The organism is Bacillus sp. FSL K6-6038 (genome assembly GCF_038050455.1).
GTDB lineage: Bacteria > Bacillota > Bacilli > Bacillales > Bacillaceae_G > Bacillus_A > Bacillus_A pseudomycoides.
This window is the reverse complement of sequence record NZ_JBBOUH010000004.1, coordinates 16322-28812: the sequence shown is the minus strand read 5'-3', so window position 1 is coordinate 28812 and position 12491 is coordinate 16322. Positions and strand designations below refer to the sequence as shown.

Here is a 12491-nt window from a genome sequence, read left to right as displayed (position 1 = left end):
TTTATAGATGGTTTGCCTTTTTTAATACGGATAATTTCTGATCTGTTTCCTTTATACTTTGGGCAATAACGTCCGCCATTTTCATAACGAGGCTTAATCTTGTATTTTGCAAGACAAAAAATTCCATGAAACCATTTAAATTTACGATACCATGTATGTGTAGCGCGCCAATTGCAGGTAACTTTTTGTTCATTGCTGCACCAGGTTTACTAGGTCCTTCACCAACAGTTATGGAACCGATACTTTGTGATTTTCCAAGACAAGCATCAATGGCAATAATAAAAGAATCAGGAATTAAAGTTTGTATATTCTGAATTTCATCTTCGAGATTTAACGCATGGATTGGTTCATCAAGTGTGCCGAATACGTGGAAATTTTGAATGTTCATTTGTTCTAGTTTAGATCCGACTAGTGGGCCAAGGGCGTCACCGGTTGAACGATCTGTTCCTATGCAAATTAGGCTGAGGGGGGTATTTTGACTAATAGGTATATGTGAGAGAAGAAAATCACTAATTGTTGTACAAGCCTCTAAATCGTGATGCATAATATTTTGTGATTCTTTTTCAAAAAAAGGTAAGCGGAAATTCCCTATATTCATGAATCATCCATCCTTCTGATAAATTTTATGATTCACTGTAAAGTTTTATTGAAAAAAATGTAATATGGAAAATTATAAGTTCTTTATTTTTGCAAGCCGTTTATAAAACAGGAAATAATAGTACTAGTATATATATATTCATTACATTTTATACCTGAATCAAAGTGAACAAATGCAAATGCAGCAATAAATTTTTTTTCAGAAATGGAGAAAACTTCTGATACAATAAAGAATGAATGAAAAAGAAATTTTTATCGGAGAGGTAGAAGTATATGGATGTATTAACACAAGGATTCGAAGCTACCAAGAGATATTTATTAGATTCAGATCGTTGGGCTTATGTCGGAATGGCAACATTAAAAATATTGATAATTTTAGTACTTGGTGCAGTAGTAGTACGTATTGCTAGAGCAATTGTAAGAAATGCATTCCGTATGGGAAGTCGTTCACCAATTCAAATCTCAGAGCGTCGTACAGTTACAGTAGCGAAATTGCTTGAAAACATTGTGGCATACGTTGTTATGTTCATAATGTTAATAGCGATTTTAGGCGTATTTAACATTAATGCATCAGGTTTACTAGCTGGGGCTGGGGTAATCGGTTTAGCAGTCGGTTTTGGTGCTCAAAGCTTAGTAAAAGATGTTATTACAGGATTGTTTATTTTATTAGAAGATCAGTTTTCGGTAGGTGACCATGTTCGTATCGGTCAATTTGAAGGTGTAGTTTTAGAAATTGGATTACGTACAACAAAGATAAAAAGCTGGACAGGGGAAATTCATATTTTGCCAAATGGTGGTATTACGCAAGTAACGAACTTTTCCATTAGTAATAGTGTAGCTTTTGTTGATATATCAATTTCCTATGAAGGTGATATAGCACGAGCAGAACAGGTAATTGAAGATTTATTAGAGGAATTACCTGAAAGATATGAAGAAATGGTAGCAAAACCAGAATTATTAGGAATTCAAACACTTGCTGCATCTGAAGTTGTACTACGTGTTGTCTCTGAAGTAGAACCAATGAAACATATGGCTATTGCTAGAGCCCTTCGTAAAGAGATTAAAAATCGTCTTGATTTACATGGCATTGAAATTCCATATCCACGTATGGTCTTATATAATCGTGAAGAAATGGTTAGTGAGAAAGCAAATTAGTTGTGAGAGGGGTTTAGAGAGTGGAGCAAAAGCAATATAACTTGTACGATGTTGTGGAAATGAAGAAGGCCCATCCATGTGGTGCAAATCGTTGGAAAATTATTCGTATGGGAATGGATATCCGCGTTAAGTGCGAGGGATGTGGCCATTCGGTAATGATTCCTCGAAGAGAGTTTGATCGCAAGGTGAAAAAAATTCTTGTAAAGCATGAAGAATAGAGAAGAAGTAACAGCTGCTTCAGGCAGCTGTTACTTTTTTGAACTTTTAGGGAACTTGTCATTTTATTCGTTACTATCTATAATGATGGAAGATTGAGACATAGGAGTGAAAAATATGGGATTAACGGCTGGGATTGTTGGTTTACCTAACGTAGGGAAATCAACATTATTTAATGCAATTACACAAGCGGGAGCAGAATCTGCAAACTATCCATTCTGTACAATTGATCCGAACGTAGGGATTGTAGAAGTACCAGATGAACGCTTAAATAAATTAACGGAACTAGTAGAACCGAAAAAAACTGTTCCAACTGTATTTGAATTTACTGATATCGCAGGTATCGTAAAAGGTGCAAGTAAAGGTGAAGGATTAGGAAACAAATTCTTATCTCATATTCGCCAAGTAGACGCAATTTGCCAAGTTGTTCGTTGTTTTGAGGATGAAAATATTACACACGTTTCAGGAAAAGTAGATCCAATTGATGATATTGAAACAATCAATTTAGAGCTAATTTTAGCAGATTTAGAATCTGTTGATAAACGTATTGAACGTGTAGCGAAATTAGCAAGACAAAAGGATAAAGAAGCAGTATATGAGCACGAAATTTTAGTTCGCTTAAAAGAAGCATTTGAAGCGGGAAAACCAGCTCGTACTGTTGAGTTTACAGAAGAACAAATGAAAATTGTTAAAGGTCTTCATTTGCTTACGACGAAAGAGATGCTTTATGTAGCAAACGTAAGTGAAGATGATATCATGGATCCATCTGAAAATGAATATGTGCAGATGGTAAAAGAATTTGCGGCAAATGAAAATTCACAAGTAATTGTTGTTTGTGCAAAAATTGAATCAGAAATTGCTGAGTTAGATGAGGAAGAGAAAAAAGTATTCCTTGAAGAGTTAGGCATTGAAGAATCAGGTTTAGATCAGCTGATTCGTGCTGCATACGATTTATTAGGCTTAGCTACTTATTTCACAGCTGGTGTACAAGAAGTACGTGCATGGACGTTTAAGAAAGGTATGAAGGCACCACAATGTGCTGGTGTTATTCATACAGACTTTGAACGTGGATTTATTCGTGCTGAAACAGTTTCATATGATGATTTAATGGAGAACGGTTCTATGACAGCAGCTAAAGAAGCTGGAAAAGTACGTTTAGAAGGAAAAGAGTATATCGTAAAAGATGGAGATGTTATGCACTTCCGCTTTAACGTGTAATTTTATATTTCCTAGGAAAAATAGGGATATAAACTTGGCAAATATATCATATGTTTGCCAAGTTTTTTATTTATTGGTTAGTTGATTCATCTAACTTACTATGATATAATCTAAACTCGTGAGTAATTACTATATAATTAATTGCTCCTTGCCCATTATGGGCCGTTTAGACCAAAAGGAGGTGAAAGTGTAATGAAAAAGTACGAAATCATGTACATCATCCGTCCAAACATGGAGGAAGAAGCTCAAAAAGCTTTAGTTGAGCGCTTCGCAGGCGTTTTAACTAACAATGGTGCAGAAATCATTAACACAAAAGAGTGGGGTAAGCGTCGTTTAGCTTACGAAATCAACGACTTACGTGACGGTTTCTACATGATCTTAAACGTAAATTCTGATGCAGAAGCTGTTAAAGAATTCGATCGTTTAGCTAAGATCAACGAAGATATCCTTCGTCACATCGTTGTTAAAGAAGAAGAAAAATAATTAAGATATATAGGGAGAGTGGTTCGATTGATGAATCGTGTTATCCTCGTTGGTCGTTTAACTAAGGACCCTGACTTACGTTACACGCCCAATGGTGTTGCGGTAGCTACTTTCACGTTAGCTGTAAATCGCGCATTTGCAAATCAACAAGGTGAGCGTGAAGCTGACTTTATTAATTGTGTAATATGGCGTAAACAAGCAGAAAACGTGGCGAATTATTTGAAAAAAGGTAGCTTAGCAGGCGTAGATGGACGTCTTCAAACTCGTAATTATGAGGGACAAGATGGTAAACGTGTATATGTAACAGAGGTTCTTGCGGAGAGCGTACAATTTTTAGAGCCGCGTAATGGCGGTGGGGAGCAACGTGGTTCATTCAATCAGCAACCATCAGGAGCTGGTTACGGTAACCAAGGCTCTAACCCATTTGGTCAATCTGGTAATTCAGGTAACTCAGGTAACTCTGGATTTACGAAGAATGACGATCCATTTTCAAATGTAGGTCAACCGATTGATATTTCGGACGACGATTTACCATTCTAATGGTATAGATCGGTTATTTTTAACAAAGAATGGAGGGAAATAGACATGGCAGGACGCAAAGGTGGACGTGCGAAACGTCGTAAGGTGTGTTTCTTCACATCTAACGGCATCACTCGCATTGACTATAAAGATGTTGATTTATTAAAACGTTTCGTTTCTGAGCGTGGTAAAATTTTACCTCGTCGTGTAACAGGAACAAGCGCAAAATACCAACGCAAACTTACAGTTGCAATTAAACGTGCTCGTCAAATGGCACTTTTACCATATGTTGGTGAATAATAGCGTATGAAATGCACAGTAGAGTCGGACTCTACTGTGCATTTTGCTATGCTTTTCTTTTTAGAAATAGGAGGTAAAAGATGAAACGTACAAGGCTTATTACAGAAGGGGCAGTTTTGTTAGCTGTATATGCAGTTTTACTTTTAACGTTCTTGTATGTACCTGTTATAAGTATGGTTGCAATATTTGCACTTCCATTGCCTTTTCTATTGTTTATGGTAAGGTATCCGTTTTCTAGTACATGTATGCTGTTTGGAGCATCGATTCTTGTTACTATCATTATTAGTTCGCCACTTAGTCTTGTGAATACATTCATGTCAGGCATAATAGGCATCTCTTTAGGATATATGTATAAGAAGAAAAAAGGACCAGCAGAAATATTATTGGTAGGAACGCTTGTATATTTGCTTAATTTTGTACTAGTTTATGTAGCGAGTATACAATTTTTTAACATAGATTTTCTTAAGGAAATGCAAGATATGTTCAAACAAGGAATGGAACAAAGTGAAAAAATAATGAAGGCAGCAGGTGCGCCAATTAACCAAGAGCAAAAAGATTTATTAGGGCAATTTAGTGATATGCTTCGAATTCTTCTGCCAAGTTTGCTTGTAATGGTTTCTTTAATATATTCTTGGATTACAGTATTAATAGCGGGGAATGTTTTAAAGAGATTAAAGTATGCGATAGAGCCATGGCCTAAGTTTAGGGATATGCGATTGCCAAAAAGCATTGTCTGGTATTATGTAGTATTTATTTTACTTTCAACATTTATGAAGGTGGAATCAGATTCATATGTGTATATGGCATTTTCTAATCTATATGCCATCTTTTCATTGCTGCTCCTATTCCAGGGTTTTTCATTTATAGCCTTCTTTGCGCATGTAAAAGGTTATGCAAAAGCGATCCCTATTCTCAGTTTTATCGTATGTATGATTATTCCAATGTTGTTTCCACTAGTAACAATCTTAGGTATAATTGATTTAGGCTTTTCGTTACGTTCTAAAATACAACCAAAATAAGCAAAGACGAGAGAAGGATATATGAGCTTATTATATGACGTAAGCTTTTAATGGAAGTTTAACTTTGGGGCGTTTAATCTGTTCAACTGACCATTGATGGAAATTGAATGATTTCCTATTTGTGTTAGTTTTACTTTATAGGAGTTGGGTACATGCCTGAATTTTATAAGAGACAGCGGTTTTTATATCCTGTTTATGTATTAGCTTTTTTTATGCTTGTGCTTATTACCATTCTCGGTTATTTGCACTGGATAATGGGAATGGCCGCTTTTTTTATTTTTTGTATTGTTCTCTTTTTTGTAATTCGATTTGAGCTAGCCTTTCAGAGGAATTTTGAAAAGTATACAACGGATATGATTACAAGAGTAAAGAAAGTAAGTAATGAAGCGTTTAATCAAATGCCAATTGGTATTTTGTTATACAATAAGGATTATGGAATTGATTGGGCAAATCCTTATTTGTCCTCTTGTTTGGGGCAACACTCTTTAGCAGGATGGCATTTGTATGATGTATCAGAAACATTACTCCTCTTTATTAAAGGAGAAACTGCGGATGATATTGTATCTTTAAATAATCGTAAGTTTCGTGTGTTTGTAAGGAAAGAAGAAAAGTTAATTTATTTCTTCGATGTAACAGAGCAAACAGAAATTGAAAAAATGTATGAGGATCAGCGTACAGTTCTCGCGATTATTTATTTGGACAACTATGATGAAGTTACACAAGGTTTGGATGACCAATTGCGTACGAACATCACGAGTCTTGTGACATCACGTCTAAATGAGTGGGCTATCAAATACGGTGCATATTTAAAACGAGCTTCTTCAGAGAGATTCTTTGTTGTGTTAAATGAAAGTATTCTGGCACAAATGGAGAAAGGAAAGTTTGATATTTTAGATCAAGTGCGTGAAGAAACATCAAAACGAAATATTCCACTTACATTAAGTATTGGTGTAGGATCAGGCGACTTATCTTTATCAGAGCTTGGTGCGATGGCACAATCGGGTTTAGATCTTGCTTTAGGGCGAGGTGGAGATCAAGTTGCGATTAAACAAGCGACAGGTAAAGTGAAATTTTATGGTGGCAAGACAAATCCAGTGGAAAAACGCACGCGTGTACGTGCACGGGTTATCTCTCATGCATTGAAAGATTTAGTATTAGAGAGCAGTAATGTTATTATAATGGGTCATAGAGCTCCTGATATGGATGCAATTGGGGCGGCCATTGGAATTTTAAAAGTAGCACAGTTGAATGAGCGTGAAGGGTACATTGTACTAGACGAGAATGACTCTGATAAAGGTATTAAACGTTTAATGGATAAGGTAAAGCAAAATGAGGATTTATGGTCTCGTTTTATTACACCACAGCAGGCTATAGAATTTGCAACAGACGATTCATTGCTTGTCGTTGTTGATACGCACAAACCATCAATGGTGATGGAGGAAAAGCTTTTGCATAAGATTGAAAATGTAGTTGTGATTGATCATCATCGCCGTGGTGAGGAATTTATTGAGGATCCTCTTCTTGTGTACATGGAGCCATATGCGTCTTCGACAGCTGAACTTGTGACGGAACTTCTTGAATATCAGCCGAAACGTTTGAAACTGACAATGTTAGAAGCTACAGCATTACTTGCAGGGATTATAGTGGATACGAAAAGCTTTACATTCCGGACAGGTGCCCGTACATTTGATGCAGCTTCGTATCTACGCTCGCATGGAGCGGATACAGTACTTGTACAAGAATTGTTAAAAGAAGATATGGAGCAGTATTTACGAGTTGCAAAAACAATTCAAAATGCTTACATTTATAAAAATGGAATTGCAATTGCGAAAGTAGACGGCGATGAATATTATGATCAAGTATTAATCGCACAATCAGCTGATACGTTGCTGACAATGACAGGAGTAATCGCATCTTTTGTCATTGCGAAACGTGGGGAAAGCTTCATTGGAATTAGTGGGCGTTCTTTAGGCGAAGTAAACGTGCAACTAATTATGGAAAATCTAGGTGGCGGCGGACATTTAACGAATGCAGCTACACAAATGAAAAATGTAACAGTAGATGAAGCTCAAGATAAACTTCAATTTGTTATTGATGACTATTTACAGGGAGGCACACAATCATGAAGGTAATTTTTCTAAAAGACGTAAAAGGTAAAGGGAAAAAAGGAGAAATAAAGAACGTACCAGATGGTTATGCAAATAACTTCTTACTAAAACAAGGATTAGCTGCGGAAGCAACAAATAGCAGCATGAAAACGTTAGAAGCACAAAAACGTAAAGAAGAAAAAGATGCAGCGGCTGAACTTGAGAATGCGAAAGAGTTAAAAGAAACTCTAGAGAAATTAACTGTAGAATTAAAAGCAAAGTCTGGTGAAGGTGGTCGTTTATTTGGTTCTATTACAAGTAAACAAATTGTAGATGCGATGCAAAAAGCACATAATATTAAGCTTGATAAACGTAAGTTTGAAATGGACGATGCAATTCGTGCATTAGGATATACAAACGTAACTGTGAAATTACATCCACAAGTAACAGCGACAGTAAAAGTTCATGTTAGTGAACAATAAAAATAAGTTAGGCAAGGAGGATTGCGCATGAGTGACGTATTTGCTGATCGTACCCCTCCGCATAATATAGAGGCTGAGCAAGCGGTTTTAGGTGCGATATTTCTTGATCAAGATGCATTAACTTCAGCTTCAGAACTGCTAATGCCGGAATCTTTCTATCGAACAGCACACCAAAAGATTTTTGAAGTTATGCTTAAACTATCTGATAAAGGAGAACCTATTGATTTAGTTACCGCAACAGCAGCGCTTGCTGATCAAGGGTTGTTAGAAGAAGTTGGTGGTGTTTCTTATTTAGCTGAATTAGCGGAGGCTGTTCCGACAGCGGCCAACGTAGAATATTATGCACGCATTATTGCTGAAAAATCACTGTTACGCCGTTTGATTCGAACGGCAACTCATATTGTTTCAGATGGATATGAGAGAGAAGATGATGTGGAAGGTCTTTTAAATGAGGCGGAGAAAAAAATATTAGAAGTATCACATCAGACAAATGCAAAGGCATTCCAAAATATTAAGGATGTTCTTGTAGATGCTTATGATAAAATTGAACTTTTGCATAATCAAAAAGGTGAAGTTACAGGAATACCAACTGGATTTACTGAATTAGATAAGATGACAGCGGGATTTCAACGTAACGATTTAATCATTGTGGCAGCTCGTCCTTCAGTGGGAAAAACGGCATTTTCACTGAATATCGCGCAGAATGTGGCAACTAAAACAGATGAAAATGTGGCAATTTTTAGTTTAGAGATGGGTGCTGATCAGCTTGTTATGCGTATGCTTTGTGCAGAAGGAAATATTGATGCACAAAGGCTTCGTACTGGCTCGTTAACTTCAGATGATTGGGCAAAGCTGACAATGGCAATGGGAAGTCTTTCGAATGCTGGAATATATATTGATGATACGCCAGGAATTCGAGTTAGTGAAATTCGTGCGAAATGCCGCAGATTAAAGCAAGAACAGGGACTTGGAATGATTTTAATCGATTACTTACAGCTTATTCAAGGTAGTGGGAAATCTGGTGAAAACCGTCAGCAGGAAGTATCTGAAATTTCCCGTACATTAAAAGGAATTGCGCGTGAGCTACAAGTTCCTGTTATTGCTTTATCTCAGCTCTCTCGTGGTGTTGAATCTCGTCAAGATAAACGTCCGATGATGTCTGATATTCGTGAATCAGGAAGTATTGAGCAGGATGCCGATATTGTGGCATTCTTGTATCGTGAAGATTACTATGATCGCGAAACGGAAAATAAAAACACGATTGAAATTATTATTGCCAAGCAACGTAATGGTCCAGTAGGTTCTGTAGAGCTCGCATTCGTGAAGGAATTTAACAAATTCGTAAACTTAGAGCGACGTTTTGACGATGGACATGCGCCACCGGCATAGTAGAAGTATAAAAAAGAAACACATTTCTTATAATAAGATGTGTTTCTTTTTTTATGAATAAAAAATAGGGCTTTCATCGTGTGAATAAAGAATTCTTACGAACGAAATTGATAAAAGATAAAAAAATGTTCGTTTTTAAATTGACTTCTCTTTTCATTTTGGTACAATTATATTGTTTGAAAAGTTCGTTTGAAAATTGCGGAGGTGCTTGAATAATGTCTTCAGTAGTAGTTGTAGGAACACAGTGGGGCGATGAAGGAAAAGGTAAAATTACTGATTTCCTTTCTGAACATGCGGAAGTAGTTGCAAGATATCAAGGTGGAAACAACGCAGGACATACAATTGTTTTCGGCGGTGTTAAGTATAAACTACACTTAATTCCATCTGGTATTTTCTATAAAGAAAAAATTTGTGTTATCGGAAACGGTATGGTAGTAGATCCAAAAGCATTACTTGTAGAATTAAAATACTTACACGATCGTGGTGTAAGCACTGATAATTTACGTATTAGTAACCGTGCGCACGTTATTTTACCTTATCACCTAAAACAAGATGAGTTAGAAGAAGAGCGTAAAGGTGATAACAAAATCGGTACAACGAAAAAAGGTATCGGTCCAGCATACATGGATAAAGCTGCTCGCGTTGGTATTCGTATGGCTGATCTTTTAGATCGTGAAGCATTTAAAGAAAAGCTTGAACGTAATTTAGCAGAAAAAAATCGTCTATTTGAAAAAATGTATGATGCAGAAGGCTTTAATGCAGATGAAATCTTTGAAGAGTACTTTGAATATGGTCAAAGAATCGCACAATACGTATGCGATACATCCGTTGTATTAAATGATGCATTAGATGAAGGACGTCGCGTACTATTTGAAGGTGCACAAGGCGTAATGCTTGATATTGACCAAGGTACGTACCCATTCGTTACATCTTCTAATCCAGTTGCTGGTGGTGTAACAATCGGTTCTGGAGTTGGTCCTTCTAAAATCAATCGTGTAGTAGGTGTATGTAAAGCCTATACAAGCCGTGTTGGTGACGGTCCATTCCCTACTGAACTGCATGATGAAATTGGTCATCAAATTCGTGAAGTTGGTCGTGAATATGGTACAACAACAGGTCGTCCACGTCGCGTAGGTTGGTTTGACAGCGTTGTTGTAAGACATGCACGCCGTGTGAGTGGTTTAACAGATTTATCTTTAAACTCTATCGACGTATTAACAGGTATTCCAACTGTGAAAATCTGTATTGCATATAAGTATAATGGAGAAGTTCTGGATGAAGTTCCAGCAAACTTAAACATTTTAGCAAAATGTGAGCCTGTATATGAAGAGCTTCCAGGTTGGACAGAAGATATTACTGGTGTAAAATCATTAGAGGAGCTTCCTGAAAATGCAAGACATTATGTAGAGCGTGTGTCTCAATTAACAGGTATCCAACTATCTATGTTCTCTGTTGGTCCAGATCGTAATCAAACAAACATCGTTCGTAACGTATACGGTGTTTAATTGATATAAAATTGGTTTATTTAAGAAAAAACTCATGTAAACATGAGTTTTTTCTTATCTTGTATAAAAAAATATAAAAAAGGTATTGCAAAAACAAAAGTTATTATGTTATGATAACCCTTGTCGTCACGAAAATATGACGTTGGTGAGTATGAGCCATTAGCTCAGTTGGTAGAGCATCTGACTTTTAATCAGAGGGTCGAAGGTTCGAGTCCTTCATGGCTCACCATTTTATTTTTCGTGGCCCGTTGGTCAAGTGGTTAAGACACCGCCCTTTCACGGCGGTAACACGGGTTCGAATCCCGTACGGGTCATATCTTTTATATATGTTTTGTGGTCCCGTGGTGTAGTGGTTAACATGCCTGCCTGTCACGCAGGAGATCGCCGGTTCGACCCCGGTCGGGACCGCCACTTTTGTTTATACCACCATTAGTGGTTTTATATATATATGTTTTGGCTCGGTAGCTCAGTCGGTAGAGCAGAGGACTGAAAATCCTCGTGTCGGCGGTTCGATTCCGTCCCGAGCCACTCTCAGGATATTAAGTGGGCCCACTTAATATCCTTTTTATATTCTTCAATTTTACAAATGAGAGTAGTTATTTTACAATAGAATGAGGAGCCTCTAGCAGTTGAAGCTAGGGGTTTTTCTGTAGATTGTATAGTGTTCCACTTTTATGTGGATCATACGTGATTCTATGAGAATAGAGGAGAAAATACTCAAACAAAGGCTACGAATGTTTGATTATACGCTATACAGATAGCTGTGCATGTTTGAGGATGATTGACCATATTTTTATTAGGAGGAAACAAACAATGATGGGAAAGAAAATCTTAGTCGTTGATGATGAGAAACCGATTGCAGATATTTTAAAATTCAACTTAGAAAAAGAGGGCTTTGAAATTGTGATGGCGCACGATGGTGACGAAGCTATTGAAAAGGCAAATGAGGAACAACCAGATATGGTTTTATTGGATATTATGTTACCAGGGAAAGATGGGTTAGAGGTTTGTCGTGAAATACGAAAAAGCTCTGAAATGCCAATTATTATGCTAACTGCAAAAGATTCTGAAATCGATAAAGTATTGGGATTAGAGCTTGGAGCAGATGATTATGTAACAAAACCATTTAGTACGCGTGAATTATTAGCACGTGTAAAAGCAAACTTGCGTCGTCATCAACAAGGTGGCTCAGCTGAAAAAGAAGAAAATACAGAAATGGTTATTGGACCAATTGTGATTAATCCAAATGCGTACAGTGTAACGAAAAGAGAAGAAAGCATTGAACTTACACATCGTGAATTTGAATTACTTCATTATTTGGCGAAGCATTTAGGACAAGTTATGACGCGTGAGCATTTATTACAAACGGTTTGGGGCTACGATTATTTTGGAGATGTACGTACAGTAGATGTAACAGTACGCCGTTTACGTGAAAAAATTGAAGATAACCCAAGTCACCCAACTTTAATTGTAACAAGACGTGGGGTAGGGTATTACTTGCGTGATCCAGAGCAGGAATAG

At 36.9% G+C, this 12491-nt stretch carries 13 protein-coding genes and 4 tRNA genes; 16 read left to right on the top strand and 1 reads right to left on the bottom strand.

Features of this window, described 5'->3' with window-relative positions:
• Window position 1: 1 nt before the first annotated feature.
• On the bottom strand, window positions 2–598 hold the full coding sequence (gene yyaC, locus NSQ40_RS29195) for a spore protease YyaC (protein WP_003202581.1): 597 nt from the start codon (window positions 596–598) through the stop codon (window positions 2–4).
• Between the two features lie 272 nt (window positions 599–870).
• Here yyaC and NSQ40_RS29190 point away from each other — a divergent pair, with 272 nt between their 5' ends.
• The 16 genes from NSQ40_RS29190 (at window position 871) to walR (ending at window position 12491) form a co-directional block, all read left to right on the top strand.
• A complete protein-coding gene (locus NSQ40_RS29190; RefSeq protein ID WP_003202583.1) occupies window positions 871–1752 on the top strand; it encodes a mechanosensitive ion channel family protein in 882 nt (293 codons plus the stop codon).
• A gap of 20 nt (window positions 1753–1772) precedes the next feature.
• Window positions 1773–1970, top strand: coding sequence for a DUF951 domain-containing protein (locus tag NSQ40_RS29185; RefSeq protein ID WP_003202584.1), 198 nt, complete (start codon window positions 1773–1775; stop codon window positions 1968–1970).
• A 115-nt stretch (window positions 1971–2085) separates the two neighbouring features.
• Window positions 2086–3186, top strand: a complete 1101-nt coding sequence (ychF, locus tag NSQ40_RS29180; RefSeq protein WP_006096782.1) for a redox-regulated ATPase YchF — start codon at window positions 2086–2088, stop codon at window positions 3184–3186.
• A gap of 192 nt (window positions 3187–3378) precedes the next feature.
• Window positions 3379–3669, top strand: a complete 291-nt coding sequence (gene rpsF / locus NSQ40_RS29175; RefSeq protein WP_003209337.1) for a 30S ribosomal protein S6 — start codon at window positions 3379–3381, stop codon at window positions 3667–3669.
• Between the two features lie 27 nt (window positions 3670–3696).
• Complete coding sequence (gene ssb / locus NSQ40_RS29170) at window positions 3697–4209, top strand: single-stranded DNA-binding protein (RefSeq protein WP_016112819.1); 513 nt, start codon at window positions 3697–3699, stop codon at window positions 4207–4209.
• Window positions 4210–4254: 45 nt separating this feature from the next.
• Window positions 4255–4488 carry a 30S ribosomal protein S18 gene (rpsR, locus tag NSQ40_RS29165; RefSeq protein WP_000918874.1) on the top strand — a complete coding sequence of 78 codons (234 nt, stop codon included), beginning with the start codon at window positions 4255–4257 and terminating at the stop codon, window positions 4486–4488.
• 80 nt (window positions 4489–4568) lie between these two features.
• Window positions 4569–5507, top strand: a complete 939-nt coding sequence (locus NSQ40_RS29160) for a YybS family protein (RefSeq protein ID WP_003202592.1) — start codon at window positions 4569–4571, stop codon at window positions 5505–5507.
• A gap of 152 nt (window positions 5508–5659) precedes the next feature.
• Window positions 5660–7633 (top strand): DHH family phosphoesterase, encoded by a 1974-nt coding sequence (locus tag NSQ40_RS29155; protein ID WP_098100964.1) that lies wholly within the window; start codon window positions 5660–5662, stop codon window positions 7631–7633.
• On the top strand, window positions 7630–8076 hold the full coding sequence (rplI, locus tag NSQ40_RS29150) for a 50S ribosomal protein L9 (protein WP_018764827.1): 447 nt from the start codon (window positions 7630–7632) through the stop codon (window positions 8074–8076). The genes NSQ40_RS29155 and rplI overlap by 4 nt, the downstream gene beginning before the upstream one ends.
• 27 nt (window positions 8077–8103) lie before the next feature.
• Window positions 8104–9465 (top strand): replicative DNA helicase, encoded by a 1362-nt coding sequence (gene dnaB / locus NSQ40_RS29145; RefSeq protein ID WP_003202566.1) that lies wholly within the window; start codon window positions 8104–8106, stop codon window positions 9463–9465.
• A 215-nt stretch (window positions 9466–9680) separates the two neighbouring features.
• Window positions 9681–10970: an adenylosuccinate synthase gene (locus tag NSQ40_RS29140; protein ID WP_003202567.1), complete on the top strand. Its 1290-nt coding sequence runs from the start codon at window positions 9681–9683 to the stop codon at window positions 10968–10970.
• Window positions 10971–11123: 153 nt separating this feature from the next.
• A tRNA-Lys gene (locus NSQ40_RS29135) sits at window positions 11124–11199 on the top strand.
• A 13-nt stretch (window positions 11200–11212) separates the two neighbouring features.
• Window positions 11213–11284 (top strand) — tRNA-Glu (locus NSQ40_RS29130).
• Between the two features lie 21 nt (window positions 11285–11305).
• Window positions 11306–11381, top strand: a tRNA-Asp gene (locus tag NSQ40_RS29125).
• Window positions 11382–11425: 44 nt separating this feature from the next.
• A tRNA-Phe gene (locus tag NSQ40_RS29120) sits at window positions 11426–11498 on the top strand.
• 285 nt (window positions 11499–11783) lie between these two features.
• The gene (gene walR / locus NSQ40_RS29115; RefSeq protein ID WP_000971870.1) at window positions 11784–12491 is read left to right on the top strand and encodes a cell wall metabolism DNA-binding response regulator WalR; all 708 of its coding nucleotides are present in this window, start codon (window positions 11784–11786) and stop codon (window positions 12489–12491) included.

Bases quoted from the DNA above. Each gene is read 5' to 3' on its own strand.
- dnaB (WP_003202566.1), top strand. From the start codon at position 8,104: ATGAGTGACGTATTTGCTGATCGTACCCCTCCGCATAATATAGAGGCT.
- walR (WP_000971870.1), top strand. From the start codon at position 11,784: ATGATGGGAAAGAAAATCTTAGTCGTTGATGATGAGAAACCGATTGCA.
- NSQ40_RS29140 (WP_003202567.1), top strand. From the start codon at position 9,681: ATGTCTTCAGTAGTAGTTGTAGGAACACAGTGGGGCGATGAAGGAAAA.
- rpsR (WP_000918874.1), top strand. From the start codon at position 4,255: ATGGCAGGACGCAAAGGTGGACGTGCGAAACGTCGTAAGGTGTGTTTC.
- yyaC (WP_003202581.1), bottom strand. From the start codon at position 598: ATGAATATAGGGAATTTCCGCTTACCTTTTTTTGAAAAAGAATCACAA.
- ychF (WP_006096782.1), top strand. From the start codon at position 2,086: ATGGGATTAACGGCTGGGATTGTTGGTTTACCTAACGTAGGGAAATCA.
- NSQ40_RS29155 (WP_098100964.1), top strand. From the start codon at position 5,660: ATGCCTGAATTTTATAAGAGACAGCGGTTTTTATATCCTGTTTATGTA.
- NSQ40_RS29160 (WP_003202592.1), top strand. From the start codon at position 4,569: ATGAAACGTACAAGGCTTATTACAGAAGGGGCAGTTTTGTTAGCTGTA.
- NSQ40_RS29190 (WP_003202583.1), top strand. From the start codon at position 871: ATGGATGTATTAACACAAGGATTCGAAGCTACCAAGAGATATTTATTA.
- rpsF (WP_003209337.1), top strand. From the start codon at position 3,379: ATGAAAAAGTACGAAATCATGTACATCATCCGTCCAAACATGGAGGAA.
- rplI (WP_018764827.1), top strand. From the start codon at position 7,630: ATGAAGGTAATTTTTCTAAAAGACGTAAAAGGTAAAGGGAAAAAAGGA.